Origin of the sequence: Brooklawnia propionicigenes (assembly GCF_030297015.1) — a bacterium.
Classification (GTDB): Bacteria; Actinomycetota; Actinomycetes; order Propionibacteriales; family Propionibacteriaceae; genus Brooklawnia; species Brooklawnia propionicigenes.
Genome location: NZ_AP028056.1, coordinates 659,936 through 684,703 on the forward strand (window position 1 = coordinate 659,936; position 24,768 = coordinate 684,703).

Below are 24,768 nucleotides of genomic sequence, written 5' to 3' on the forward strand. Positions count from 1 at the left end.
CGGTGTGGTCAGAACAAGCGGCTGGCCAGGCCCGCGGGAAGATTGCGGTAGACCGCCATCAGCGGCCCGAAACCGGCGGGCACACGGATCATCGCCTTGCCCCGTCGCATCGCCTCCACGGTGGCCCGCGCCACCTGCTGCGGAGTGACCGACATCGGCACCCGCCTGCGGCCGGCGGTCATGCGTCCATTCACTGCCCCTGGACGAACCACCAGCACGTTCACCCCGGAGTCCTTGAGGGCCACCCCAAGCTGCAGATAGTAGCCGTCCATGCCCGCCTTCGACGAGCCGTAGACGAAGTTCGAGCGCCGGGTGCGCTCCCCCGCCACCGAGCTCAATGCGATGATCTGGCCGTGGCCCTGCGCACGCATCTGCTGAGCGAGCAGGGCGCCCACACTGAGTGCACCGACGTAGTTGGTCTGGGCGAGCCGCACCGTCGCCGCATGATCGAGCCAGGTCGTGGGGTCGTCCAGCACGCCGAAAGCCACGATCGCCACGTCCACCGGCTGGTCGAAGGCCGCCTGAATGACCGCCGGGTGCCCGGCGGGATCGGCAGCATCGAAGTCCAGCCATCGCACCGAGGCCGCGCCGGCTTCCCGGATGGATTCGATGGCTGCTTCCCGATGCCGGGAGCCGGGACGGCCGGCCAGCACGACATCTGCAGGCTGGTCGGCCATCAGTTCGCCGACGATTGCCAAGCCGAGCTCGCTGGCCCCGCCGAGCAACAGGATTCTCATCGATTCAGGCCCCAGAAAAGGCGCCCCACTACCTGAGATGCGTGCCTGGCAGCCTTCGCCCAGGCATCCATGAGCTGTGACGCCTGGGCGTGCTCGTAGCCGAGCAGGGTCGCCACCGAGGCTGTCTCCCGCGGATCGGAGGGCAACAGATCAGAGGGTCGTCCCCGCACCAGCATGGCCTTGTTTCGCAGCTGGCTGGCCAACTGCCAGGCCACCGACAGCGCCTCGGCATCGGTGTCGCTGATCAGCATCGTCTTCCGGGCGACCTCCAGTGCGTCCTGGGTCCCGGGCACCCGCAGCTTCGGCATCTGGCCCGCATGCTGCAACTGCAGCAACTGCACGGTCCACTCGATGTCGCTCAACCCACCCGGCCCGAGCTTGAGATTCTCGGTCGCGGCGCCGCGGCGGGTCCGCTCGCGCTCCATGCGTCCCTTGAGCTGGCGGATCGCGGCGACCTGGGTGGGATTGATGCCGTCGGCGGGGTATCGGCGGAAGGTGATGCCCTCCAGCAGCCGATCGACCAGCTCGCGATCGCCCGCCCCGAAGCTCGCGCGCAGCAGAGCCTGAGACTCCCAGGTGTCGCTCCAGCGCCGGTAGTAGCTCAGATAGCTGCCGAGCCGGCGGACCATCGGGCCGTTGCGTCCGTCCGGGCGAAGATCGGCGTCGATGACCAGCGCGGGTTCGGGACCGGGACCCCACAGCAGCGCCCGCATCCGGGCGATGACTTTCTCGGCCCAGGCCAGGTCGTCGGGCTCGCACTCGTCACCGACGACGAACATCGCATCACCGTCGGATGAGTAGCCCATCTCGCCGCCGCCCCAGCTGCCCATGGCCACGATGCCGATCGGTACCCGCGGTCCGTCTGCGCCCATCGCGATGCGCAGGGCGGCGTCCACGCTCGCCCCCGTGAGATCGCTGAGGCCACGCCCGACATCGGCGAGTTCCATGGTGCCGAGCACATCGCCGGCTGCGAGCCGGAACAGCTCCCGCAGTCGCAAGGACCGGACCGCGTTGATCGCCGGTTCGGGTGATTCGCTGTGCCGTTCGACGATCTTGAGCATCGAATCGTTGAGATCCTCGCGGCTTCGCGGCTTACTGATCTCGTCGCTGACCAGAAGTTGAGCAACCGCCGGATCGCGGCGCAGCAGATCGCTGATGTACCGGCTGGTCGACAAGATCTTCGCCAGCCGCTCGGCCATCCACCCTTCATCGCGCAGCGCCCGCATGTACCACGAGGTGGAGCTCATCTCTTCGGACAGTCTGCGGAAGCTGAGCAGTCCGAGGTCGGGGTTGGGGCCGTCGCTGAACCAGCCGAGCATCGCGGGCATCAGCTGCCGCTGAATCTCCGCGGTCCGGTTGAGACCGGTGGTGAGCGCCTCGATATGGCGCAGCGCCGCGCGTGGATCGCTGAAGCCGAGCGCCCGCAGCCGGTCGGAGGCCGCTTCGGGGGAAAGCTTCAGCTCATCGCTCGACAGCTTGCTGACCGCCTCGAGCAGCGGTGAATAGAAGACCCGCTGCTGCAGCCGCTTGACGTGCCGGGCCACGTGACGCCACAGATCCCACAGTTTCTCGCCGTCATCGAGGCCCATCTGGCGGGCCAACCGCCGCAAGTCCGTGGGATCGTCGGGCATCAGGTGGGTGCGACGCAGCCGGAAGAGCTGTTCGCGGTGCTCCAGGACCCGCATGAAACGGTAGGACTCGTCCAGGTTGGTGCCGTCGGCGCGCCCGATATACCCGTGTTCGACCAGGCGTGCCAGCGACGGCAGGGTCGCGGTGGTGCGTAGCCGCTCGTCGGCGCGTCCATGCACCAACTGCAGCACCTGGACGCTGAACTCCACATCGCGCAGGCCGCCCGCCCCCAGCTTGATCTCGCGGTCGCGTTCGCGGGCCGGGATCAGGTTGACCACCCGCTGGCGCATCGCCTGAGTCTCGGTCATGTAGTTCGGCTGGCCGCCGACCTGCCAGACCATCGGCGAGACCATGTCGACGAAGTCCTGCGCGAGTTGCAGATCACCGGCCATCGGCCGGGCCTTGAGCATCGCCTGGAACTCCCAGTTCTTCGCCCATTTCTCGTAGTAGAACCGGTGCGAAGCGAGAGTCCGGACGAGCGGTCCGGCGTTCCCGTCGGGACGCAGGGCCGCGTCCACCTGCCAGATCGTGCCCGCCCCGGAATGTGCCGAACACACGCGAGTCATCGCGGCTGCCAGTTTCGTGCCGATCTGCATGGCGTCCTCGACGCCGAGCTGGTCGTCAGCCGGCTCGGCGACATAGAGCACATCGATATCGGACAGGTAGTTCAACTCGCGTGCGCCGCATTTGCCCAGCCCCACCACCCCGAGCCGGGTCTTCTCCTGGCCGGGCACCTGAGAACGGGCGCACGCCAGCGCCAGACCCATGACCGCGTCGGCCAGATCAGCCAGCTCGCCGGCCACATCGTCCACGATCTCGACAGGTCGTGGATGGCAGAGATCGCGAGTGGCGATCCGCAGCAGCTGGTACTTGTTCGCCAGCCGCAGCCGATCGGGGGCCGCCGGGTCGTCCACGATCAGATCGTCCGCCCAACTGCCCGCGCCCACGACAGCCTCCAGCATCGCGGCCCGAAGGTCGGCGGCCTTGAGCCGGCGCGGAGGAGTCCGGATGACCTGCGTAGCGCCGGGATGAGCTCGGACGAACTGATTGAGGGCCTGGCTGCCGCCCAGCACGGTTACCAGGCGCACCAGCCAGTCTTCGTCGATGAAGATCTCGCCGGCCAGATCAGTGGCAGACTCGTCGAGCGCGGAGATGCCTTGCAGTGCCAGATCGGGATCGGCGGCGCCGGCCAAGATGTCGAGCAGTCCATCGGGATCGGTGCACGCCGGATGCCGGGCGACGATGGCGTCCACCATCTGCTGCGCGCGGCTTGCGTCGCTGAAGCCGCGCCGGGCGAGGTCACCGACCGCGGTGCTGGTGCGTCCGCTCATGGTTCATCAGCCTAGTCGCTAGTATCAGCAATGAGTGGTCATCTGTTCGTCACTGGCACGTCACCTGAGGATCGAATTCGATGCCTACGCTGTGAGGGGTGGAGGACTTGGTAGAGCGTGCTCATCGCTCGATGGCTCGGATCTACGCTGCCCTCCTGTCGCAATTGGACGCACTGGTCGCCCCGCCCGGCCAGCTCTCGCGATATGGCCTCGGGCGCCTGATGCACCTGGTGAACGACACCTTGGTGACCTTGGATTCGCCGGCTGTCAGCACGCCGATGTCGTTGAGCGATCACCTGCTGGAGCGATCGCGTGCTGCCGACGATGTCGCCGAGAAGGTGAGCGGCATCATGGGCGATGAGACCGCTGCCACACTGGCACGCCAACTGGAACCGCTGACCTGCGAACTGTCCGACGCATTGAGCCGCCTGCCGCTGCCGGACACCGTGGCTAGCCGCTTCGGCACGGTTCGACTGACCGACTATCTGCGCGCGAATGTCATCATGGTGGTCGACCTGGCGCTGGAGGAACTCGCCACAGCCGAACGGGCCGCGATGACCGAATCGGTGCGAGCACTCACCCAGGTGCTGACCGAGCGCTATCCGGGACGCACTATCGAGGTCCGCATTCCGCCCTACGCGGCGGTCCAGGTGGGAGCGCTGAGCGCGGGGCCATCACACACTCGCGGCACACCACCGAATGTGGTGGAGTTCGCGCCCGAGACCTTCTGGGAACTGGCGACCGGACGACAGAGCTGGCAACGCGCCGCGGCCAGTGGCACCCTGACCTTCTCCGGCGTGCACGCCGGAGAGACGGCCAGGATGTTCCCGATCGTCAAGATCCGCTGAACTCACAGCTTCGGCAGCAGCGTCCTCAGTTCCCAGGGAGTGACCTCGCGGCGGTAGGAGTCGAATTCGGCCCGCTTGTTGCGCAAGAAGAAGTCGAAGACGTGTTCGCCGAGGGTCTCGGCGACCAGTTCGCTGGACTCCATGAGCTCGACAGCACCCTCCAGATTGCGTGGCAGAGAGGCGATGCCCAGCGCAGCGTGCTCACGCTCGGAGAGCGACCAGACATCGTCCTCGGCCTCGCGTGGCAGCGGCAACTCCTTCTCGATTCCGTCCAGACCGGCGTTCAGCAGCAGCGCGTAGGCGAGATAGGGATTGCAGGCCGAGTCCATGGCCCGGTACTCGACACGGGCGGAGCTGGCCTTGTCGGGCTTGAACAGCGGGACCCGGACCAGCGCCGACCGGTTGTTGCGTCCCCAGCACACATAGCTGGGAGCCTCACCGCCCCAGGCGAGCCGCTTGTAGGAGTTCACCCACTGATTGGTCACCGCGGTGATCTCGGCCGCGTGCGCCAGCAGTCCGGCGATGAAGTGCTTGCCGATCTTGCTCATCCGGAGTTCGTCGGTGGCGTCGTAGAAGGCGTTCTGGTCGCCTTCGAACAGGCTCATATGGGTGTGCATGCCCGAACCCGCATGGTCGGTGAACGGCTTCGGCATGAAGGACGCCCGGATGCCCTGGGCGATGGCGACCTCTTTCAGCACCACCTTGAAGGTCATGATGTTGTCGGCCATCGCCAGCGCGTCCGCGTACCGCAGATCGATTTCGTGCTGACCGGGGGCCGCCTCGTGATGGCTGAACTCGACCGAGATACCCATCTGCTCGAGGATGTTGATGGCATCGCGACGGAAGTCGGTGCCCTCGTCCATGGTGTTGTGGTCGAAGTAGCCGCCGGTGTCCAAAGCGATCGGCTCGACACCGGGCTGCAGCGGGGTGCGGAGCAGGAAGAACTCAATCTCGGGGTGGGTGTAGAACGTGAAGCCCATGTCGGCGGCGCGCTTGAGCGCGCGCTTGAGGACGTGCCGAGGATCGGCCATCGCCGGGGATCCGTCGGGCATCGAGATGTCGCAGAACATCCGGGCAGTACCCGCCTGGGTGCGCCACGGCAGCAACTGGAAGGTTCCCGGGTCGGGATGGGCGATCATGTCCGCTTCGTAGATGCGGGCATAGCCCTCGATCGCCGAGCCGTCGAAGCCGATGCCTTCCACCAAGGCGCCTTCGAGTTCGGCAGGGGCGATGGCGACTGACTTGAGGTAACCGAGCACGTCGGTGAACCAGAGGCGGATGAACTTGACGTTGCGCTCCTCGACAGCGCGCAGAACGAACTCGGTCTGACGATCCATAGCCTTAAGTCTGCCAGCATCCGTGCCAGATCGCGCGAGGAGCCGACTGGAGACGGCAACACGATCGTGCGGTTGTCACGACAATCACGTTCCGAGATCCACATAGACTGCATGGCATGTCTATGCCTGGTTGGTACCCCGATCCCGCTGGCGGTCAGGGCCGCTTCCGCTACTGGAACGGCTCGGCTTGGTCCAACGAGACGACGGCCAATCCTTCCGACCCGGCTCCGAGCACCGGCGGGGGCGGCGGACGCTCCTCGGGTCGTGACCGGACATTCCTGATCATCGGCGCAATCGCGGTGGTCACGGTGCTGATCATCGCCTGGTTCGTCTTCGGCAACCGGACCGGCGGATTCGGGGGCAACGTGCCGGAGGACACCAACTCGTCCACCCCGACGGTCAGTGGCTGGGATGAGACCTCATCGCCGACACCGCCGCCAACCACGGCCGCGAGCACCATCGACTGCCCGATCACGGCGAACAAGGACCAGACCAGGCAGAGCAATGACGGCCGGCTGCGCGGGGGCGGCATCTCGGTGCAACGAATCGCCGGGTGGGACGACTACTCCATGTATCTGCAGTGGGTCTCCGATCTGCATACCCAGGAAGATTTCGTGCGCACCGGCTGGATGAGCAATGTCGCAGTCGGTCAATTGAATTACGAGGATGGCTTCGACAGCCCTCAGATCTCTGCCCGGCAATCGATGGAATGCTACGCATCGTCGGGCTACTACCTGAACTTCACCGAACGAATCGACCTAGTCGACGAAGCGACGACCATCAGCGGACACTCCGCCTGGCATATGCGCTCCGAGGTACGTATCGCATCACCGGATATGCCCGAGATCGAGGGCGATGTGGTCGACATCTATGTCGTGGACATCGGCCAGGCCAACCGGATGGGCATTTTCTTCTCCTCGGTGACCATCGGTGACGATGCCCGCCAGCGACTCGTGGACGACTGCATCGCCTCGCTCAGGGTCGACTGAGCCGGGTAGTTACCGGGGCGCCTAGAATCGGCTAGGTGAGTCAACCAATCAGACCGTACCCGATCAGCCCGATGCGTCACGTTCCTGCCAGCGTGCCGAAACCCCCGTATGCCGGGGTGATGGCGGCTGAGCAGTACCACGGTTCTCACGTGCAGACCCCGGAGGTCATCGAAGCGATGCGGCTCGCCGGCCGGATCGCCGCCGATTCGATCCTGGTCGCCGCCGCGGAGATCCGTCCCGGGGTGACCACTGATCATCTGGATGCGGTCGCCCATGAGTACCTGTGCGACCACGGCGCCTACCCGGCGTCCCTGAACTACCGCGGATATCCGAAGAGCATCTGCACTTCGGTCAACGAGGTCATCTGCCACGGCATCCCGGACGGCCGGCCGCTCGAGGAGGGCGATCTGGTCAAGATCGACTCGACCTCTTATATCAATGGCGTGCACGGCGACAACTGCGCAACATTCTTCGTGGGCGAGGTCTCCGACGAGGCCCGGCTGCTCACCGAACGCACCCGGGAGGCGATGTACCGGGGCATCAAGGCGGTCAAGCCCGGGCGTCCGCTGTCGGTGATCGGCCGAGTCATTCAGGCCTACGCCAAGCGTTTCGGGTACGGAGTGGTGCGCGAGTACACCGGTCATGGTGTGCACACCGCATTTCATTCGGGGCTGATCGTGCTGCACTACGACGAGCCGATGCTGAACACGATCATGGAGCCCGGGATGACCTTCACGATCGAGCCGATGCTAACACTGGGCAGCGCCCGCACCAAGCAGTGGGACGACGGCTGGACCGTGGTGACTCAGGACGGCTCCTGGTGCGCACAGTTCGAGCAGACCCTGGTGGTCACCGACACCGGCACGGAGATCCTCACCGTGCCGAGCAGCGGCGAGCTGATCCTCGGCGGCAAGGTTCCGCAGAGCGTCACCAACTGATTCCGAGCACCCCGGGCGATCGAGATGAGCCCCCAGCGGCCACCACGCCGTCGGCGCCGCCGATGGCTGGTGGCCGTTGCTGTTGTGCTGGTGCTGCTGGCCAATCTGGCATTCAACCCGTGGTTTGCCCGCTGGCGATCGCTGGCGCTGATGGCTGGCTACGACCAGGTCTACGAGCGCGATTCGGTGCCTCACGATGCCGGGGTCCGAGCCGAGATGCCGCTGGCCGGCACCGGCCTGTATCCCCGGATGATCACCTTCAACGCGGATTCGGCAATGTCTGCCTGGCTGGGCTCCGACGTGCGGTTCACGGTCGATTTCACCTTCGCCGATTTCGAACCGTGGCGCGGATACAGCGCGATCTTCGATCCGGACGATCCGTTGCACGGCGCCTATGTCGGCGCCTATTACGTGCAGGGTCTGGGGCGGGAGCTGACCGATGCCGAGGTCACGCGGGTCGCGGAGTTCGATCAGCGCGGGTTTGCGCTGCCCGCGCTGGGCCTGGGTTTTGCCGAGAGCCAGTTCGATGTACTGAGCTCGGACGCCGCGTCGGTGTCGTTCGCCGGCCGTGATTGGACGAGCTACCAGGCAGCGGTGTTGACGAACTGCCCCGAGCACACCCCCGACGGGTTCTTGGCCTCGTATCTGCAGTTCGGGACACCCCCGGCCACCGACCAGCAGTATCCGGCCTGTCGGATGGCTGCGCAGATCGATGTCACCTATCTGCCCGCCGAAGACCTGACGATCGGGCTGTATGTGATGACGACCAGCGAGCAAGAGACGGCCGCGCTACGTGATCAGGTGAGTTTGCGGACCGAGATCATTCAGCACTGAGCCGGGCCCGCGCCGCGCGGCGGCCGGCCCATCGTCCCCAGATGATCACGGCGACGCTGAGCACGATCATGAGCACCAGAATCGCGAACGCGTTGCGCATGAACAGTGATTCCGGCAGGTAATTGATGATGGGGTCGGTGCGCGGGTCGAAAATCCACAGATCGTTGTCGAAGAACAGTTCGTGAAAGACCACGAACGACCGGTCGAAATTGATCATCAGAGGAATCGCTATCAGCAGCGGCGAGGCCAGCGTGATGATGCCGCCGGCGATCAAGAACCCGGACGAACGATGCCTGCGCCACAGCCAGATGCCCAGGACCAGCGCGATGACAAGGCAGATCAGCCCCGCCTGCACGAAGACCTGGAAGAGGTCTTTGGCATCGGCGAAGTGCTGGCGTCCGGAATCGGACATCGGCAAGGTGTCGAGCCGGAGTTCGCTCACCCAGGGGAAGAGGCTGTAGTGCACCACCCGGTCGTAGTTGGCCTGCATCTGGGCCGCAGTGAGGTCGTAGTTGTTGACCAGGCCCGCCGAGAACCAGGGATAGGTAAACGTCGCGGCGAGGACTGCGGTCACCGAATTGCCCAAGATGGCTCCCGCAACGGCCACCGATGCCAGCACGCTGGCTGCTCGTTTCATGGAGGCGAGACTAGCGCGACTGCGTGAGTGGGCGTGGCAGGCTGGAATCCATGCACAACCCTGTTTTCGGTCAACTCGATCCCTTGCCCGCCATTGAGCACCCGGAACTGCTGGCGCCTGCCACGTTTCGCGCGGTGCAGCAGTACCTGCCCGAGGCGCTGGTGGCTCCGATTGATCCGGCCGTCAGCGACACCGAGGCGATGTGCGCCCGCTATGACGTGCCGTTGGGGATTTCGGCCAATGTCGTGTTGATCACGGGCAAGCGCTCCGGTGAGGTGCGTAAGGTGGCCTGCCAGGTGCTGGCGACCCACCGGGTGGACGTCAACCATTTCGTCAAGCAGGCCCTCGATGTGCGCAAGTGCTCGTTCGCTCCGATGGACGAGGCCGTCGAGGCGTCCGCCATGGCCTACGGCGGCATCACCCCGGTCGGGCTGCCGGAGGATTGGCCGGTCTGGGTCGATGGCGCGGTCGCCGACTGCGAGTGGATCTGCCTGGGCGCGGGGGTGCGCGAGGCCAAGCTGTTCATGCCCGGCGCGGACCTGCTGACGTTGCCCACCGCGGTGCGTCAAGATGGTCTGGCGCACCCGGTGCCGACCGCCTGAGGGGCTGATCAGAGACCGATCGAGGACGAACCGCGGGTCGGGATCTGGGGCGGCGATGGTCGACTAGGCTCCTGCCTGGGCATGCAATGAGGCAGGGGACGACGTGAAGCTCGACGATTTGAAGACTCGGCTCTCCGGAGGAGAACTCGACACCGAGATCCGGCGGATCTATGCGGCCGACAGCGTGGAGATCGCATCGACGCGCGAGCGGTTGGCGGCGCTGATCGAGCGTTTCGCGGCCGATTTCGGCGAGGCGGACGCCGGGCTCTTCTCGGCCCCGGGACGCACCGAGATGGGCGGCAATCACACCGACCATCAGCGCGGCCATGTGCTGGCCGGATCGGTGAATCTCGACATGGTCGCCTGCGCGGCGCCGAACGGGTCCACCACCATCAGGATCATCTCGGACGGCTACCCCGCACTTGAGCTGGATACGGCAGCCCTGGAGCCGGATCCCGCTGAGGTGGGCACGTCCGCGGCGCTGGTACGCGGGGTGTGCCGGGCCGTGACCGACCGCGGATATGCGGTAGGAGGGATCGATGCCTGCATCACCTCACAGGTGCCCGGCGGGTCGGGGCTGTCGTCCTCGGCAGCCTACGAGGTCCTTGTCGGCGTGATCGTCAACCACCTGTTCTGCAACGACGAACTCTCCCCCGTCGAGCTCGCCCAGATCGGGCAGTACGCGGAGAACACCTTCTTCGGCAAGCCATCCGGCCTGATGGATCAGATGGCCAGCTCACTCGGCGGGGTTGTGCATATCGACTTCGCCGACCCCGCGAATCCGCTCGTCGAGCCGATCGCGTTCGACATGGCCGCCTCCGGGCATGTGCTGTGCATCGTGGACTCCGGGGCCGACCATGCCGACCTGACCAGCGAATACGCTGCGATCACCGACGAGATGCGCGCGGTGTCCCAGCACTTCGGTAAGCAGTATCTGAGCGAGGTTCGCGAAGCCGACTTCTGGGCCGAGCTGCAGGCGGTGCGGGCGGCGACCGGTGACCGTGCGGTGCTGCGGGCCGCCCACTTCTTCGGCGACAATGCTCGCGTGCCCAAGCAGGCGGCAGCGCTAGTCGAGGGACGCTTCCCCGACTTCCTGGAGCTGGTCCGGGCCTCGGGTGTCTCGTCCGCGATGCAGCTGCAGAATCTGTTCAGCACCGCTGACCCGCATCAGCAGGCCGTCGGCGTGACGCTGGCGCTGGCCGACCACCTGCTGGCTGGACGCGGCGCGGTCCGCGTGCACGGCGGAGGGTTCGCCGGCACGATCCAGGCCTACGTGCCAGTTGATCGAGCCGAGGACTTCCGTGCCGGTATGGACGCCGTGCTCGGTGCGGGCAGCTGCGCGATCCTGCACATCCGCCCCGCCGGTGGCGTCGTCATCGCTGACTGAGCAGGCCGCACTCAGTCCCGCTGCTTACGAACTCCACAACGGTTGCTAGTTTGTCCGATCTGGAGCAACCACCATTCGGGGGCCTGGTAGTCAAACCAGTGAAACTGAGGGACGAGCCGGCCTGTAAGCCGGGTTCTGTGCCCCATGGGGGCGGTGATCATCCATCTGCGACCGCCATTGCTGGCGGCCTTCCGCTGGGCCTTGCGACCCAGCCGTGCGACCTACCCGGAAGCTCGGGCGGGCAGCCCTCAGTTACTTCCGCAGACGCCCGCAGGCGTCCTCTTGGTCTTGCTCCAGGTGGGGTTTGCCGTGCCGCGACTGTCACCAATCGCGCGGTGGTCTCTTACACCGCCGTTTCACCCTTACCCGGACCGGGATCCCCGAGGGGAACGGTATCCGGGCGGTTTGTTTTCTGTGGCACTGTCCCGCGGGTCACCCCGGGTGGGCGTTACCCACCACCTCGCCCTGTGGAGCCCGGACTTTCCTCAGCTTGCGCCGCGATCACCCAGCCGACTCGTCCAATCGACCATTCTATGCCGCGTTCACCCCAACCGCGTACCCGCCGTCCAGTTCGGCGTAGCGTCCACCGAGAGCCAGCAACTCCTCATGAGTGCCACGCTCGGCGATCCGTCCGTGGTCGAGCACCACGATCTGGTCAGCCTCACGGATCGTGCTGAGCCGGTGCGCGATGGTCAAGGTGGTGCGACCGCTGGCGAGGTGGTCGAGCGCCGCCTGCAGCTCGTGCTCGGTATTGGTGTCCAGGGCGCTGGTCGCCTCGTCCAAGATCAGCACGCGAGGGTTGCGTAGCAGCGTCCGGGCCACCGCGATACGTTGGCGCTCTCCCCCGCTGAACCGGTGACCGCGGGCGCCCACCACCGTGTCCAGCCCATCAGGAAGACTGCGCACCACGTCGGCGATCCGGGCGGCCTCGAGTGCGCCCCACAGCTCGGCCTGAGTGGCCTCCGGCTTGGCCAGCAGCAGATTCCCCCGCAGGCTGTCGTGCACCAGATAGGTCTCCTGGGTGACCACCCCGACGATGGACGCCAAGGTGGTGGGATCGAAGTCGCGAAGGTCGATGCCGTCGATCGTGATGCGACCTTCGGTCGGATCGGCAAGTCGCGACAGCAGGGACGCAGCAGTCGACTTGCCCGACCCGGTCGAGCCGGCCAGGCCGACCGAACTGCCCGCGGGGATCGTCAGATCGATGTCGTCCAGGGCGGGCCGGTCGGCATCCGGGTAGACGTAGCTCACGTGTTCGTAGCGGATCTCCCCGCGCAGCCGATCCGGGTCCACTCGTACCGGATCGGCGGGCGCAGCAACCTGCGGCACCAGATCCAGATACTGGAAGATCCGGCTGAGCAGGGCCATCGAGGCCACCCACTGGGCTCCGATATTGAGCAGCCCCATGATTGGGCGGAAGATCTGGGATTGCAGGGCAGTGAACGCCACCACCGTGCCGATCGTGAGACGACCGTCGACCGGCCCGAAACCCGCCGCCAAATAGATGATCGCCGGCAGCGCAGCGAAGATGATGCTCATCGTCGCCATCCGCCAGCGTCCGGCCAATTGGGAGCGCATGTCGAGATCGATCAGGGTGGCTGAGACAGCCGAGAACGACTCGGTCCGCCGATCGGCGATACCGAGGGTCTTCGACAACAGCGCACCACTGACGCTGAGTGATTCGTCCACCTCGTTGTGCAGCCGCGACATGGCCTGCTGCCGGGCCCGCGTGAGATCGCGGCGTACCAGGGCGACCTTGCGGGTGCCCCAGATCGCGGGCGGCAGGATGATCAAAGAGATCAACGAGAGCCGCCAATCGAGGGCGACCATCGCGATGGCCGTGGCGACCGCGGTGGTCAGATTGGACGCTACCGAGGTGGCGGTCGTGGTGAGCACAGACTGCAAGCCGGCCACATCGTTGACCAGTCGTGACTGAATCTCACCGGCGCGGGTGCGCTTGAAGAAGTCGATCGATTGACGCTGGATGTTCGCGAAGACATCGACACGCAGATTGTGCATGACGCGCTCGCCGATGGCGCTCGCCAGCCAGGTCTGCCACACTCCACCGATCGCAGTGACCACCGCGATCCCGATCATCGCCGCCACCAGCACAACAAGCAGATGCGTGTCGCGGTTGGGTAGCGCATCGTCGATCACTGCGCGCAGCAGGAAGGGCTGCCCCATGCCGACGGCCGAGATCACGACGATGATGCCCAGCAGGAGCAGTAGTCGCCAGCGCTGAGGGGCGAACAACCGGGCGATCCGCTGCCAGCGCACCGGGGATTCCGCAAGCTGTGCCTTGTCGGCGGGATCGATGCGCTGCGGTCCGTAGGCGCTCATGCGACTCTGATCTGCCATGGAGAATCACCTTCATCCACGATATGCTGAGGTAGAACAATTAAGAGGTTACCTCAGCAAAATAGCCGGAACAAGCCTCGACAGGCGACGCGGGTAGAAGGACAGTGCCGTGAGCGAACAGGCAGATGATCATCAGGGCACCAGCGACGACTTGGGCGAACTCTTCGCGCGAGTGGCCCGCCAGCAGCGGCGCGCGACGCTGAGCGCATTGGAACCCTACGGCGTCAGCCCGCATCAGGCCAGGGCATTGCGTCAGATCATCAAGCTCGGGCCCCTTCGCCCGAGCAAGCTTGCCGAGCAGCTGCACATCAGTCTGCGGTCAGCAACCGATGTGGTGGACGCGCTGGTCGGTGCAGGTCTGCTGATCCGCGAGCCCGACCCCGGCGACCGGCGCGCGATCCTGGTCAGCGCGACCCCGGCAGGCATCCAACGCTCCGAACAGATCGGCAAAGTGCGCGCCGAGCAGGGCGAAGCCTTCCTTTCCGCCCTGGACGCAGCCGACCGCGCACAATTGCGCCGCATCCTTCAGGTGCTGGATCGCCAACCCGACTAGCGAACCGAGCAGTTCACAGCCCAGAGCTCTCGGTGCGGACCAGGATCCGGCCGCACTCCTCACAGCGCAGCACCTGATCGGGAGCCGCCGTCGCCTGCCGTTTGAGTTCGCTGACATCCAACTCCAGGCCGCAGCCGCCGCAGCGACGGGCTCGTAGTTCGGCGGCTCCGGTGCCACCGGCGCGCTGAGCGATCTTGTCGTACAGCGCGATCAACTCTGCGGGCAACCGTCCAGCCAGCGTCTTGCGCTGCTCACCGAAGCCTTCGATCTGTTGATCGAGTTCGCGCGCGGCCTTGTCGCGTTGCACCAGCAGGTCGCGCATCGCGGTCTCGATCCCCTTGCGCTCGGCGGCCAGCTTGTCGCTGGTCGCGGTCTCGTCCTCGACCTGCTGCATGATGTCGAGTTGGGTGTCCTCCAACGTGGCGATGCGTCCGCGCAGGTGTTCGATCTCGTCGAGCATCGGCTGCAGCGCCTTGGCCGCGATCATTCCCGCATCGATCTTCTGCTGATTGCGCACCAAACGGGCGCGCGCCGGAGCCAGATCGATCTCAACCCGCTCCTGCTCGGCCTCGGCGTCTCCCCTGCGGGTCTGAGCGGCAACGATCTGCTCGCTCAGTTTGGTGCGGGTAGCCTGCAATTCGGCGAGCTTGGCGTTTTCGGGAAGGGTCGAGCGGCGGTGGCGCAACCTGGCGACCTTGGTATCCAGTTCGGCGACCTGCAGCAGTGCGCGCTGCGCACCGGGATCAGCTTGCATCGATGAAACCTTTCGTTGCCCCGAGCTTAGAGCTTCGGCCCAGCGCCCAGCCAGCAGTAGGGGAAAACGCGCGCGAGTAGGATCGAACACGAATCACCGCCCAGATGTGTTTCGGAGGACTTCATGGCTAACGGCGAGAAAGCGACCCTGACCAACCGACAGTCGCCCTTCTCGGACGCCTTCAAGCAGTTCATCTGCGAGGGTTGGGCGCCCTACAGCAGTGAGCCGCCCGCTCCACTGCCGGGCGCGGTGGCAGCGGCCGCGCATCGCAAGAAGCTCTCCGCGATCTATCCGGGCGAACGCCTGATCATTCCGGCCGGCAGTCTCAAGCCGCGCAGCAACGACTGCGACTACCCCTTCCGCCCGCATTCGGCCTTCACCTGGCTGACGGGTCTGGGCACCGACCGTGAGCCCGACGCCGTCTTGGTGATGGAGCCGGCCGCCGGTGGTCATACCTCGACGCTCTACTTCCACCCTCGCGTGCCGCGCACCGATGAGGAGTTCTACGGCAACCCGCGCTACGGCGAGATGTGGGTCGGCCAGCGCGAATCGCTGGATGAGATGGCCGCTTTGGGCCAACTGCGAACGGCGAACATCGATGAGCTGGAGCCCGCCCTGCAGAAGATGGCCTCGCAGACCCCCACGCGAATGCTGCGCGAGACCGACCCGAGCCTGGCAAACAAGCTCGACGCCTGGCGAGGACGTGGCGATCGCGAGGATGCCGAGTTGGTCGTCACCCTCAGCGAGCTGCGCCTGATCAAGGACGACTTCGAGGTCGCCCAGCTACGTCAGGCCTGCCAGGCGACCGCCGTCGGTTTCGAGGCCGTGGTGCGCGAACTGCCGAACGCGCTCGCCAAACCGCGCGGTGAGCGTTGGGTCGAGGGTGTCTTCGGTCTGCACGCCCGCCATCAGGGAAACGCAGTCGGCTACGACACGATCGCCGCGTCCGGCGACCACGCCAACACCCTGCACTGGATCCGCAACGATGGCGACCTGCACGACGGTGATCTGCTGCTGATGGACGCCGGAGTCGAACTCGACAGCCTGTTCACCGCCGACGTCACCCGCACGATGCCGGTGAACGGACGATTCACCGATGCCCAGCGCAAGGTCTACGATGCCGTGCGCGCCGCCCAACAGGCGGGTTTCGAAGCCGCCAAGCCGGGCGCACTGTTCTCCGACGTCCATCAGGCGGCCATCGCGGTCATCGCCGAACGGCTCGCGGACTGGGGCGTCCTGCCGGTGAGCGCCGAGCAGGCCCTCGACCCGGTCGAGGGCGGGCAATACCGTCGCTGGATGGTGCACGGCACCAGCCACCACCTGGGCCTGGATGTACACGACTGTGCGCAAGCGCTCCGCGAGGAGTACCGGGGGCCGCTGAAGCCGGGCATGGTGATCACCGTCGAGCCGGGCATCTACTTCAAGTCGACCGACCTGTTGCTGCCCGAAGAACTGCGCGGCATCGGCGTGCGCATCGAGGACGACATCCTCATCACCGCCGACGGCTACGAGATCCTCAGCGATCAACTGCCCCGTGAATCAGCCGACGTCGAAGCCTGGATGGCCGGCCTGCTGGCCTGATTCAGGTTGGCCGACCTGAGCCAGTCCGCCGAGGACGCCTGATTCAGTCTCCCGAGGGACCGGCCGAATCGCCTCGGCGCGGGGGCTGGGCCGAGCCTTGCTCGGGGCCTTGGTGTTTCTCGGACTCTTCGGGTTGGGCTGCGCCACCGACACGTTTGGGCGCGTCGCCTTGGTCTGCTTGGTCTGCGCCTTCCGGTTTCTGGTCTGCGCTTTCCGGCTTGTGGTCTGCGCCTTCCGGCTTCTCGGAGACCGCGGGTTGGGCTGGTCCGCCGAAACGCTTCGGCACATCGCCGATGCCGGGCGCGTCGCCTTCGCTCCAGTACTGGCCGTAGGACATATTGGACGCGCCTGGAGACGATGCTGCCGGCTGTTGCGCAGGGGCCGCTGCGGCCTGGCCGGATGCAGGGGCCTGCCCCGGCCCGGCGGTCTGCCCGGGAGCGGCCGGCGAAGCACTCGTCGGCCAGGCCGGCGGTGGCAGCTTGTTCAGATCGACTTGCTGCGGCGGTGTCACCGACTGGGCCTGCGGCTGCGGCTGGACCTCGCGGGTCTGCGCCGAGCCGCCACTCAGCAGGCTGCGTGCCTTGTCGACGTATTCGGCCTCCGCGAGCACCTCGTAGTGGGTCGCGATGATCGCCGTGGTGGACGTGTAGTCACGATCTCGTCCACGCATCCGGTATTGCAGGGCCGACATCGCCATGCCGACCAGACCGAAACCGAGCAGGCCCATGGCCAGCAGGTTGAGCAGGCTCATGCCGGGCTGCAGGAGCCACATCAAGATGGCGAACATGCCTGCCCAGGTCGACCCCTGCAGGAAGCCGGACAGCAGCACCTTGCCCCAGGTCATGCTGCCGGTGACCCTCTCGACGCTCTTCAGGTCGGTACCCACGATGGCCAGGGTCGCCACCGGGAACTGCCGGTCGGCAAGATAATCGACGGCGTGCGCAGCGTCGACGTAGTCGTCGTAGACGGCGACCGACCTGGGTCGCTTCAGCTTGATGATTTCTTGCGCCGACTTGGGTGGTTGCTGGTTCATGGACACTGCGATCGACCTCCGTTATCCAGCCTATCGGCCCTTCCTACACCCGGTCGCTGTGGCCCGTCTTTGCGAGCAGCGCCTGGGCCACCTTGTATCCGGCCTCGTCGACCATCTCGTCGTCCACCACGATCGCACCGACGGCGCCGGCGGCGCGTTCACCGGCCGCGGCATAGGCCGCCACGATGCGCTCGGCGCGCTCGATCTGAGCGGCGTCCGGGGTGAAGATCTCGTTGCCGGCCTCGACCTGGCTGGGATGGACCACCCATTTGCCGTCGTAGCCGAGCGCGGCCGCCTTGGCTGCCGAGACCTTGAAGCCGGGCAGGTCGCGGATCGAGACATAGGGGCCATCGAGAGCCTGCAGGCCGTTGGCCCGGGCCGCGATGAGAATCCGGGTCAGCGCGTAGTGAAAGGCGTCCGCCTGATAACCGACGATCTGGCTGCCGACCGACAGTCCACGCATACCCATCGACGCCATGTAGTCGCCCGGCCCGAAGACCAACGTCTCGGTGCGCGCGCTGGCGGCAGCGATTTCATCGACATGCTGCAACCCGAGCGCCTCCTCGATCTGCAGTTCGAACCCGATTCGTCCGACTTCCAGACCAGCGGACGCCTCCACCTGGCTCACCACCAGATCGAGAGCGACCACCTGCTCCGCCGACGTCACCTTCGGCAACACCAGTGCGTCAATATGAGCACCTCCCCCACTGACCACCTGCATGACGTCGCCGGTGGTCCACGGCGTATCCCACGAGTTCACGCGCACCGTGACGGTCGGGGCCTTCCAGGTGCCCCCGTTCAGCGCAGCAACGATCGTGTCACGGGCGGCAATCTTGGCCGCAGGCGCCACCGCATCTTCAAGATCAAGGAACAAGCAGTCAACACCGAGGTCACGCGACTTTGCGATGAACCGCTCGGAGCTACCAGGAACGGCCAATACCGTGCGGCGGGCACGGAATGGCCGTGGCTGTTGCGTCTTCGTCATGGGGTCAGTCTAGGCTTTGCGAGTGACCAATCCTTCCTCGGTTTTCATCAGCCGCCTGCAGGGATTGCAGGTCATGGACGCCGCTGGCGATCAGGTCGGCAAAGTCCGCGATGTCGTCGTGCAGGCGCGACTGGCCGGTCGTCCCAGAGTGCGCGGGCTGGTGGTCGAACTGTTCGCGCGGCGGCGGATCTTCGTGCCCATGACCCGGGTGCACGCCATCAACCCCACCCAGGTCTCGATCGTCGGTGTCATCGACACCCGCCGATTCATCAGGCGCGCCTCCGAGATCCTGGTGATGGACGATCTGTTCGATCGCACCATCACCCTGGAAGCCAAACCGTCACAGATCTTCGACGTGGCGATGATCGAAGTCCGCAACCGGGAATGGGAACTCAGCGAGGTCGCTCTGCGTGAGGTCACCACCACCCGGCGATTCGGTTTGCCCACCACCGCCAAGGGCCCTATGACGATCGAGCCATGGTCTTTGGTGGCCTCGCAGGTGATGAACGCCGAGCAGACCACCGACACCAAGCTCGCCCAACTGGCCGACATGAAGCCCGCCGACGTGGCGCGCGAGCTTTACGACATGGACCCGGAGCGGCGGGCCGAGATCGCCAGCGCGCTGGACGACGAACAGTTGGCCGACGCCTTCCAGGAGCTTCCCGAGAACGAACAGGTTGAGCTGCTGCAGTCGTTGACCATCGAGCGGGCAGCCGATGTGCTCGACGAGATGGACCCCGACGATGCCGCCGACCTCATCAATGACCTACCGGACGATATGGCCGAGGAGCTGCTCGACCGGATGGAACCGGAGGAGGCCGCCGACGTCCGCAGCCTGCTGAAATACGAGGACCTCACCGCGGGTGGCATGATGACCCCCGAACCGGTGGTGCTGGGCGCCGACAATACGGTGGCCGAGGCGCTGGCCCGGGTACGCAACGAGGAACTGACTCCGGCGCTGGCGTCCATGGTGTTCATCACCAGACAGCCGCATGACACCCCATCGGGACGATACCTGGGCGCGGTGCACGTGCAGCGGCTGCTGCGAGAACCTCCCAGCCTGCAGATCGGCCAGATGATCGACTCCGTCTTGGAGCCACTGGTCACCTCCGCGGATATCTCGCAGGTGAGCCGGTACTTTGCCACCTACAACCTGGTGGTCGCCCCCGTGATCAACAAGGATCACCAGCTGGTGGGTGCGGTCACCGTCGACGACCTGCTCGACCACATGCTGCCCCCCGACTGGCGCGGCGATCAGATGGAGGGTAACGAATCCGAAGTGAAGGAGGACGAGCATGGCCGAGAACTCCCGCCACGATGAGGACCGTCTGAATACCCCGGGCCGTCGTTCGTCCATCAGCTGGCCGCGCCGGCTGCGCCTGAACGAGGACTGGTTCGGACGCCTCGCCGAGTGGATCGCCCGGAGGATGGGCAGCCCCGGATTTCTCATGGGCATGACCGTCTTCGTCACCGCCTGGATCGCGTTCAATGTGGTCGGGATCTTCGGCTGGCAGTGGGACCCGTATCCCTTCATCCTGCTGAACCTGGCGTTCTCGACCCAAGCCTCGTATTCGGCACCACTGATCCTGCTCGCCCAGAACCGGCAGGAGGACCGCGACCGCCTGAGTCTGAACGAAGACCGCCGGGTCGCCGCGCAGAGCCGGGCCGATATGGACTTCCTGGCCCGCGAGATCGCCGCGCTGCGCAGCAGCATGGGCGAGCTGTCGACCCGCGACTTCGTCCGTGGTGAACTGCGCGACCAATTGCGCGAGTTGCTCACCGATCTCGAATCCGACGACCCCCGCGCTGCGGACGAGATAAGTCCAGGCCAAGGCGATCCGGCTTGAAACTGACCGGGCGTTCGCGTAGTCATGAACCCGTGAGCAAATCCAACCCGGTACTGGCCAACGTGCGCGAAGCGCTGTCGACGGTGATTGACCCGGAAATCAGGCGGCCGATCACCGATCTGGGCATGGTCGACGATCTGACCATCGACGCCAACGGCGTCCTGCATGTCACGGTCCTACTGACGGTTGCCGGCTGCCCGCTGCGCAACACCATCGAACAAGACGTCACCAACGCCGTCACCAAGGTTCCTGGGGTGACCGGACTTCAGCTGACGATCGGAGCGATGAACGCCGAACAGCGAGCGGCGCTCACCTCGAAACTGCGCGGCGGAGCCCCCGCCCCGGTGATCCCGTTCGCCCAGCCGGGCTCGCTTACGCGGGTGATCGCGGTCGCCTCCGGCAAGGGCGGCGTCGGCAAGAGCTCCATGACCGTCAATCTCGCCCTGGCCCTCGCCAAGCAGGGGTACCACGTCGGCCTGCTGGACGCCGACATCTATGGCCACTCGGTCCCCGATCTGCTGGGCATCCCCGAGGACGCCCGCCCGACCATGGTCGACTCGATGATCATGCCGGTGCCGGTTGAGTACGTCAGCGCCGACGGCAAGAAGGCGGTGCTGAAGGTCATCAGCATGGGCATGCTCAAGGAGTCCCGTGACCAGGTGATCGCCTGGCGCGGACCGATCCTCGACCGGGCCCTCACCCAGCTGCTCGCCGAGGTGTTCTGGGGCGATCTCGATTTCTTCCTCATCGATCTGCCGCCCGGCACCGGAGATGTGGCGATGTCGATCGGCCAGAAGCTGCCCGGCAGCGACATGATCGTGGTCACGACCCCCCAGCCCAGCGTGGCCTGGGTCAGCGAGCGCGCAGGGACCATGGGCTCGATGCTGCACCAGAACGTGATCGGCGTCATCGAGAACATGAGCTGGTTCGAGACCGTCTGCCCGCATTGCGACCAACCGCACCGGGTGGAGATCTTCGGGAGCGGCGGCGGTCAGCAGACCGCGGACGCACTGACTGACCGCTTGGCACATGACGTGCCGCTACTCGCCCAGATCCCGATGGTCTACGCCCTGGGAGCCGGCGCCGAGATCAACGCTCCCATCGTCATCGCGTACCCCGACTCCCCCGCCGCGGAAGCCATCAATGACGTCGCCGAACATCTGGTTACGACGAAAACGTCCCTGGCAGGCAAGCCGCTGGGCCTGATCACCAACTGAGGCCCTCGCGCTGCTGCCTGGCAACGCCCGGTGTGCAGACAGGCCGGGTCGCGAGGCCCGTGCGCATCGGCGGTTGCCGGCCGCCGGTCACAACGATTCGGTCTGCGATTTGGTCTTGTGAGAGACTGGACGACAGGGCGCGGACATCGCGGCCCGACATCGCACCACTTCTGCGCACCGCGCCGTCGGCTCGACCGGCGAAGACGCGAGCCGACTTGGACCGTGGTGATTCATCGTTCTTGAAAGCAGTCTTCCTTGTCCCAACCTGATTCCGCGCCTGCGTCCTTTGCGACGTTGGGCGTCTGTGCACAGCTGATCGGCCCGCTCAAGCAGCAGGGCGCCAGCACTCCATTCCCGATCCAGACCGCCACGCTCCCCGACACCCTCAGTGGCCGCGACGTTTTGGGCCGCGGCCGTACCGGCTCCGGAAAAACCCTCGCATTCTCAATTCCGCTGGTTTCCCGGCTCGCCGGCCTGACTCCGTCCGGCAACAAGATCTCCCGGCACAGCTCACCCGGGGCTCCCCGCGGCCTGGTCCTCGCCCCGACCCGCGAGCTGGCCAGCCAGATCGTCGCCACCATCCAACCGCTCGCGGACGCGGCCAAGCTGCGCGTGACGACCGTCGTCGGCGGCGTCAGCAAAGTCAACCAAGTACGCCAGCTGCGCCGCGGCGTCGACATCGTGGTGGCAACACCCGGCCGGCTGGAAGACCTGAAATCGGACGGCGAGTTGCGGCTGGACGATGTCGCCGTCACCGTGCTCGACGAGGCCGATCACATGGCCGATCTCGGATTCCTGCCCTCTGTCACGCGGATTCTGGCGGCCACCCCCTCGGGCGGACAGCGGATGCTGTTCTCGGCGACGCTGGACTCCGCCATCGACAAGCTCGTGAAGCGTTTCCTGGTGCGGCCGTTGACCCACAGCGTGGATGCGGAGTCGTCACCGGTCAGCGAGATGACCCATCACGCGTTGCTGGTCGCCGACACGGGCGAGAAGCGGAAGATCATCGAGGACCTCGCGTCCGGCACCGGACGGCGGCTGCTGTTCACCCGTACCAAGCATCAGGCCCGCAAGTTGGCCCGGGAGCTGACCGCCGCCGGGATACCGGCTGTCGAACTGCACGGCAATCTGTCGCAGAACGCCCGCGAGCGAGGCCTGAAGGCTTTCTCGGACGGTCAGGTGCGCGTGATGGTGGCCACCGACATCGCTGCCCGCGGCATCCACGTCGACGGCATTGAGCTGGTCGTCCATGTGGATCCGCCGGCCGAGCACAAGTCCTATCTGCATCGCTCCGGGCGGACCGCGCGGGCAGGTCACAGCGGCGACGTCGTCACGCTGATCCTCCCCGAACAGCGCAGGGATTTCCAGTCGCTGGTCCGCGCTGCGCGGATCTCGACCACGCCGAAGCAGGTCCACCCGGGCGATCCGGTGCTGGCGAAGCTCAGGGGTCCCCTCGCTGAGTCGATACCACCAGAACTGGCACCCGCCGCGGCATCCCGGCGTGTTCCCCAGGCCACGTCAACCGCCCAGCCGCGTCAATCCGCTGCATCCCGTCAGCGTGAGACCGCACCCCGCCAGCGGGAGCTCAGGCGGGACGGGCAGGCTCATCCCGGGAAGGCCCGGGGCGCTCACAAGGGGACGCGGCAGTCAGCCTCAACCCAGTCCTCGTCAGGTGTCGTCGGCTTCTCCCGGCAGGCCAATCGGCGCAGCGGTTCTCGGCGGGCCGCCTGACCTGTCAGCCCGGCGGCGCCTTGATCAGGGTCTGACTAGGTGGCTTCGTCGTCCCACGGCACGACCATCTGGTGAGGTTCCGGATGCGCTGCCGCGGCGGCGACCGCCCCCGTGCCGGACGACGACCCGGCCGTGGGACTGTTCTTCGCGCCGAGTTCGTGATTCACGTCGGAGGCGGCACCGGTCAGATCGGCGCGTACGCCATCCAGCTCGCGTTTGATGTCCTCGATGTCGTCCTCGATGTCGGCGAGCAGTGTCTTGCGGACCAGTGTCTTGGGATTGAGGTCGGCCAGCTGGAGGTCCTTGTACTCGGGCCCCAGCTCCTCGCGCAGCGAACCCATCGCCTGATTCGCCAGAACCCGTACCACATGGACGACGCGGGCGGCCTTGCGGCTGATCTCGGGCAGCTTCTCCGGCCCGAACATGATCACGCCGAGAACGAGCAACAGCACCAGTTCACTTGCGCCGATGCCGAATATCTCGTGCGGAATCACCTGCTGGACCTAGAGATCCGTCTGATCCAGGATCGCCGCGAAGTGCTCCGCCTGATCAGCGGAGGCAGGCAGCAGCGGGGCGCGCACGCTGCCGGCATCGAAGCCCAGGTGCGCCAGCCCAGCCTTCACCATCATGACGCCCTGGGTGGCGAACACTCCGGTATAGACCGGCAGCAGTTCCCGATAGATGCGCAGGGCCTCGTCCGGGTTGCCCGCAAGCCAGGCATCGATCAACTCAGCGGTGCGGCGCCCGGTGAAAACCGTCGAGGTCCCGATGACACCGACACCACCGATGGCCAACAGCGGCAGCACCTTGGCGTCGTCGCCGGCGAAGTAGTCCAGATCGGTCGCGGCCAGCACCTGGGCCGAGCCCGTGATGTCGTTCTTCGCGTCCTTGACCGCCACGATATTGGGATGCCCGGCCAGGCGCATCAGTGAGTCCGCCTCAATAGGACGCCCGGCGCGGTGCGGAATGTCGTAGAGAATCATCGGCAGATCGGTGGCGCCGGCCAGGGTCTCGAAGTGGGCGATGATCGCGTCCTGCGGGGGCAGCGAGTAATACGGGGTGACCGCGAGCAGTCCGTCGGCGCCGGCCGACGCCGCCTGCAGGCACAGTTCCACCGAGTGCGCGGTGACGTTCGTGCCGACTCCCGCGACCACCTTGGCGCGATCGCCGACCGCCTCCTTCACCGCATGAACGAGCTGCCATTTCTCATCATCGGTAGTAGTCGGAGCCTCGCCGGTGGTCCCGTTGACCAGCACGATGTCATTGCGCTGCTCATCCACCAGGCGGCACGCCAACTCCTGCGCCTTCGCCAGATCAACCGCGCCCTCAGCATTGAAAGGGGTCACCATGGCAGTCGCGAGCCGGCCGAGCACTGGTTGAGTCATGGCACCATGATAGACGTGCCCGGCTGTTGAGAGGTTTTCGGTCAGCGGAGCCAGT

The 24,768-nt window shown here is 66.0% G+C and carries 22 protein-coding genes and 1 other RNA gene; 12 read left to right on the plus strand and 11 right to left on the minus strand.

The features are described 5' to 3' along the window. Positions 1 to 8: 8 nt before the first annotated feature. Both dprE2 and QUE25_RS03080 read right to left on the minus strand, forming a co-directional pair. Entirely contained in the window at positions 9 to 737 is a 729-nt protein-coding gene (dprE2, locus tag QUE25_RS03075) for a decaprenylphospho-beta-D-erythro-pentofuranosid-2-ulose 2-reductase (protein ID WP_286267462.1), read from the minus strand. Continuing rightward, on the minus strand, positions 734 to 3,697 hold the full coding sequence (locus tag QUE25_RS03080; protein WP_286267464.1) for a bifunctional [glutamine synthetase] adenylyltransferase/[glutamine synthetase]-adenylyl-L-tyrosine phosphorylase: 2,964 nt from the start codon (positions 3,695 to 3,697) through the stop codon (positions 734 to 736). The genes dprE2 and QUE25_RS03080 overlap by 4 nt, the downstream gene beginning before the upstream one ends. 98 nt (positions 3,698 to 3,795) lie before the next feature. On the opposite strand from QUE25_RS03080, the gene QUE25_RS03085 reads away from it, so the two are divergent. Next, positions 3,796 to 4,545, plus strand: a complete 750-nt coding sequence (locus QUE25_RS03085) for a sterol carrier family protein (protein ID WP_286267466.1) — start codon at positions 3,796 to 3,798, stop codon at positions 4,543 to 4,545. A gap of 2 nt (positions 4,546 to 4,547) precedes the next feature. On the opposite strand, the gene QUE25_RS03090 is transcribed toward QUE25_RS03085, so the two are convergent. Continuing rightward, entirely contained in the window at positions 4,548 to 5,882 is a 1,335-nt protein-coding gene (locus tag QUE25_RS03090) for a glutamine synthetase family protein (protein WP_286267468.1), read from the minus strand. Between the two features lie 116 nt (positions 5,883 to 5,998). Between QUE25_RS03090 and QUE25_RS03095 the strand changes: the two genes are divergently transcribed. From QUE25_RS03095 to QUE25_RS03105, 3 genes are all read left to right on the plus strand, one after another. Then, positions 5,999 to 6,871 (plus strand): DUF2510 domain-containing protein, encoded by an 873-nt coding sequence (locus tag QUE25_RS03095; RefSeq protein WP_286267470.1) that lies wholly within the window; start codon positions 5,999 to 6,001, stop codon positions 6,869 to 6,871. A gap of 71 nt (positions 6,872 to 6,942) precedes the next feature. Further along, the gene (gene map / locus QUE25_RS03100; protein WP_286268483.1) at positions 6,943 to 7,809 is read left to right on the plus strand and encodes a type I methionyl aminopeptidase; all 867 of its coding nucleotides are present in this window, start codon (positions 6,943 to 6,945) and stop codon (positions 7,807 to 7,809) included. Positions 7,810 to 7,878: 69 nt separating this feature from the next. After that, on the plus strand, positions 7,879 to 8,643 hold the full coding sequence (locus QUE25_RS03105) for a hypothetical protein (protein WP_286267472.1): 765 nt from the start codon (positions 7,879 to 7,881) through the stop codon (positions 8,641 to 8,643). Here the strand turns inward: QUE25_RS03105 and QUE25_RS03110 are convergent. Beyond that, positions 8,630 to 9,280, minus strand: a complete 651-nt coding sequence (locus QUE25_RS03110) for a TIGR01906 family membrane protein (RefSeq protein ID WP_286267473.1) — start codon at positions 9,278 to 9,280, stop codon at positions 8,630 to 8,632. The two genes, QUE25_RS03105 and QUE25_RS03110, sit on opposite strands and share 14 nt — an antisense overlap. A 50-nt stretch (positions 9,281 to 9,330) precedes the next feature. Here QUE25_RS03110 and QUE25_RS03115 point away from each other — a divergent pair, with 50 nt between their 5' ends. Further along, positions 9,331 to 9,882 carry a YbaK/EbsC family protein gene (locus QUE25_RS03115; RefSeq protein ID WP_286267475.1) on the plus strand — a complete coding sequence of 184 codons (552 nt, stop codon included), beginning with the start codon at positions 9,331 to 9,333 and terminating at the stop codon, positions 9,880 to 9,882. A gap of 103 nt (positions 9,883 to 9,985) precedes the next feature. Further along, the gene (locus QUE25_RS03120) at positions 9,986 to 11,269 is read left to right on the plus strand and encodes a galactokinase (protein ID WP_286267477.1); all 1,284 of its coding nucleotides are present in this window, start codon (positions 9,986 to 9,988) and stop codon (positions 11,267 to 11,269) included. Positions 11,270 to 11,377: 108 nt separating this feature from the next. Here the strand turns inward: QUE25_RS03120 and rnpB are convergent. Both rnpB and QUE25_RS03130 read right to left on the minus strand, forming a co-directional pair. Further along, an RNA gene (gene rnpB, locus QUE25_RS03125) (RNase P RNA component class A) lies at positions 11,378 to 11,786 on the minus strand. Positions 11,787 to 11,800: 14 nt separating this feature from the next. Next, positions 11,801 to 13,627: an ABC transporter ATP-binding protein gene (locus QUE25_RS03130; RefSeq protein WP_286267479.1), complete on the minus strand. Its 1,827-nt coding sequence runs from the start codon at positions 13,625 to 13,627 to the stop codon at positions 11,801 to 11,803. Between the two features lie 109 nt (positions 13,628 to 13,736). Between QUE25_RS03130 and QUE25_RS03135 the strand changes: the two genes are divergently transcribed. Beyond that, positions 13,737 to 14,180, plus strand: a complete 444-nt coding sequence (locus QUE25_RS03135) for a MarR family winged helix-turn-helix transcriptional regulator (RefSeq protein WP_286267481.1) — start codon at positions 13,737 to 13,739, stop codon at positions 14,178 to 14,180. Positions 14,181 to 14,193: 13 nt separating this feature from the next. On the opposite strand, the gene QUE25_RS03140 is transcribed toward QUE25_RS03135, so the two are convergent. Next, positions 14,194 to 14,934 (minus strand): zinc ribbon domain-containing protein, encoded by a 741-nt coding sequence (locus QUE25_RS03140; protein ID WP_286267483.1) that lies wholly within the window; start codon positions 14,932 to 14,934, stop codon positions 14,194 to 14,196. Positions 14,935 to 15,057: 123 nt separating this feature from the next. Between QUE25_RS03140 and QUE25_RS03145 the strand changes: the two genes are divergently transcribed. Further along, positions 15,058 to 16,515, plus strand: a complete 1,458-nt coding sequence (locus QUE25_RS03145) for an aminopeptidase P family protein (RefSeq protein ID WP_286267485.1) — start codon at positions 15,058 to 15,060, stop codon at positions 16,513 to 16,515. Positions 16,516 to 16,558: 43 nt separating this feature from the next. Here QUE25_RS03145 and QUE25_RS03150 read toward each other — a convergent pair whose 3' ends face one another. Next, complete coding sequence (locus QUE25_RS03150; protein ID WP_286267488.1) at positions 16,559 to 17,548, minus strand: YflT domain-containing protein; 990 nt, start codon at positions 17,546 to 17,548, stop codon at positions 16,559 to 16,561. A gap of 43 nt (positions 17,549 to 17,591) precedes the next feature. Beyond that, positions 17,592 to 18,533 carry an HpcH/HpaI aldolase/citrate lyase family protein gene (locus QUE25_RS03155; RefSeq protein ID WP_286267490.1) on the minus strand — a complete coding sequence of 314 codons (942 nt, stop codon included), beginning with the start codon at positions 18,531 to 18,533 and terminating at the stop codon, positions 17,592 to 17,594. A gap of 22 nt (positions 18,534 to 18,555) precedes the next feature. Between QUE25_RS03155 and QUE25_RS03160 the strand changes: the two genes are divergently transcribed. From QUE25_RS03160 to QUE25_RS03175, 4 genes are all read left to right on the plus strand, one after another. Next, positions 18,556 to 19,854, plus strand: a complete 1,299-nt coding sequence (locus QUE25_RS03160; RefSeq protein ID WP_286267492.1) for a magnesium transporter MgtE N-terminal domain-containing protein — start codon at positions 18,556 to 18,558, stop codon at positions 19,852 to 19,854. Next, a complete protein-coding gene (locus QUE25_RS03165; RefSeq protein ID WP_286267494.1) occupies positions 19,829 to 20,380 on the plus strand; it encodes a DUF1003 domain-containing protein in 552 nt (183 codons plus the stop codon). The genes QUE25_RS03160 and QUE25_RS03165 overlap by 26 nt, the downstream gene beginning before the upstream one ends. Positions 20,381 to 20,412: 32 nt before the next feature. Further along, complete coding sequence (locus tag QUE25_RS03170) at positions 20,413 to 21,597, plus strand: Mrp/NBP35 family ATP-binding protein (RefSeq protein WP_286267496.1); 1,185 nt, start codon at positions 20,413 to 20,415, stop codon at positions 21,595 to 21,597. A gap of 255 nt (positions 21,598 to 21,852) precedes the next feature. Next, entirely contained in the window at positions 21,853 to 23,328 is a 1,476-nt protein-coding gene (locus QUE25_RS03175) for a DEAD/DEAH box helicase (protein ID WP_286267498.1), read from the plus strand. Between the two features lie 35 nt (positions 23,329 to 23,363). Here QUE25_RS03175 and QUE25_RS03180 read toward each other — a convergent pair whose 3' ends face one another. Next, on the minus strand, positions 23,364 to 23,822 hold the full coding sequence (locus QUE25_RS03180) for a sec-independent translocase (RefSeq protein ID WP_286267500.1): 459 nt from the start codon (positions 23,820 to 23,822) through the stop codon (positions 23,364 to 23,366). A gap of 9 nt (positions 23,823 to 23,831) precedes the next feature. Beyond that, complete coding sequence (gene dapA / locus QUE25_RS03185; protein WP_286267502.1) at positions 23,832 to 24,713, minus strand: 4-hydroxy-tetrahydrodipicolinate synthase; 882 nt, start codon at positions 24,711 to 24,713, stop codon at positions 23,832 to 23,834. Positions 24,714 to 24,768 lie beyond the last annotated feature (55 nt).

Bases quoted from the DNA above. Each gene is read 5' to 3' on its own strand.
- QUE25_RS03155 (WP_286267490.1), bottom strand. From the start codon at position 18,533: ATGACGAAGACGCAACAGCCACGGCCATTCCGTGCCCGCCGCACGGTA.
- dapA (WP_286267502.1), bottom strand. From the start codon at position 24,713: ATGACTCAACCAGTGCTCGGCCGGCTCGCGACTGCCATGGTGACCCCT.
- dprE2 (WP_286267462.1), bottom strand. From the start codon at position 737: ATGAGAATCCTGTTGCTCGGCGGGGCCAGCGAGCTCGGCTTGGCAATC.
- QUE25_RS03145 (WP_286267485.1), top strand. From the start codon at position 15,058: ATGGCTAACGGCGAGAAAGCGACCCTGACCAACCGACAGTCGCCCTTC.
- QUE25_RS03150 (WP_286267488.1), bottom strand. From the start codon at position 17,548: ATGAACCAGCAACCACCCAAGTCGGCGCAAGAAATCATCAAGCTGAAG.
- QUE25_RS03090 (WP_286267468.1), bottom strand. From the start codon at position 5,882: ATGGATCGTCAGACCGAGTTCGTTCTGCGCGCTGTCGAGGAGCGCAAC.
- QUE25_RS03080 (WP_286267464.1), bottom strand. From the start codon at position 3,697: ATGAGCGGACGCACCAGCACCGCGGTCGGTGACCTCGCCCGGCGCGGC.
- QUE25_RS03165 (WP_286267494.1), top strand. From the start codon at position 19,829: ATGGCCGAGAACTCCCGCCACGATGAGGACCGTCTGAATACCCCGGGC.
- QUE25_RS03115 (WP_286267475.1), top strand. From the start codon at position 9,331: ATGCACAACCCTGTTTTCGGTCAACTCGATCCCTTGCCCGCCATTGAG.
- QUE25_RS03140 (WP_286267483.1), bottom strand. From the start codon at position 14,934: ATGCAAGCTGATCCCGGTGCGCAGCGCGCACTGCTGCAGGTCGCCGAA.
- QUE25_RS03095 (WP_286267470.1), top strand. From the start codon at position 5,999: ATGTCTATGCCTGGTTGGTACCCCGATCCCGCTGGCGGTCAGGGCCGC.
- map (WP_286268483.1), top strand. From the start codon at position 6,943: ATGCGTCACGTTCCTGCCAGCGTGCCGAAACCCCCGTATGCCGGGGTG.
- QUE25_RS03130 (WP_286267479.1), bottom strand. From the start codon at position 13,627: ATGGCAGATCAGAGTCGCATGAGCGCCTACGGACCGCAGCGCATCGAT.
- QUE25_RS03110 (WP_286267473.1), bottom strand. From the start codon at position 9,280: ATGAAACGAGCAGCCAGCGTGCTGGCATCGGTGGCCGTTGCGGGAGCC.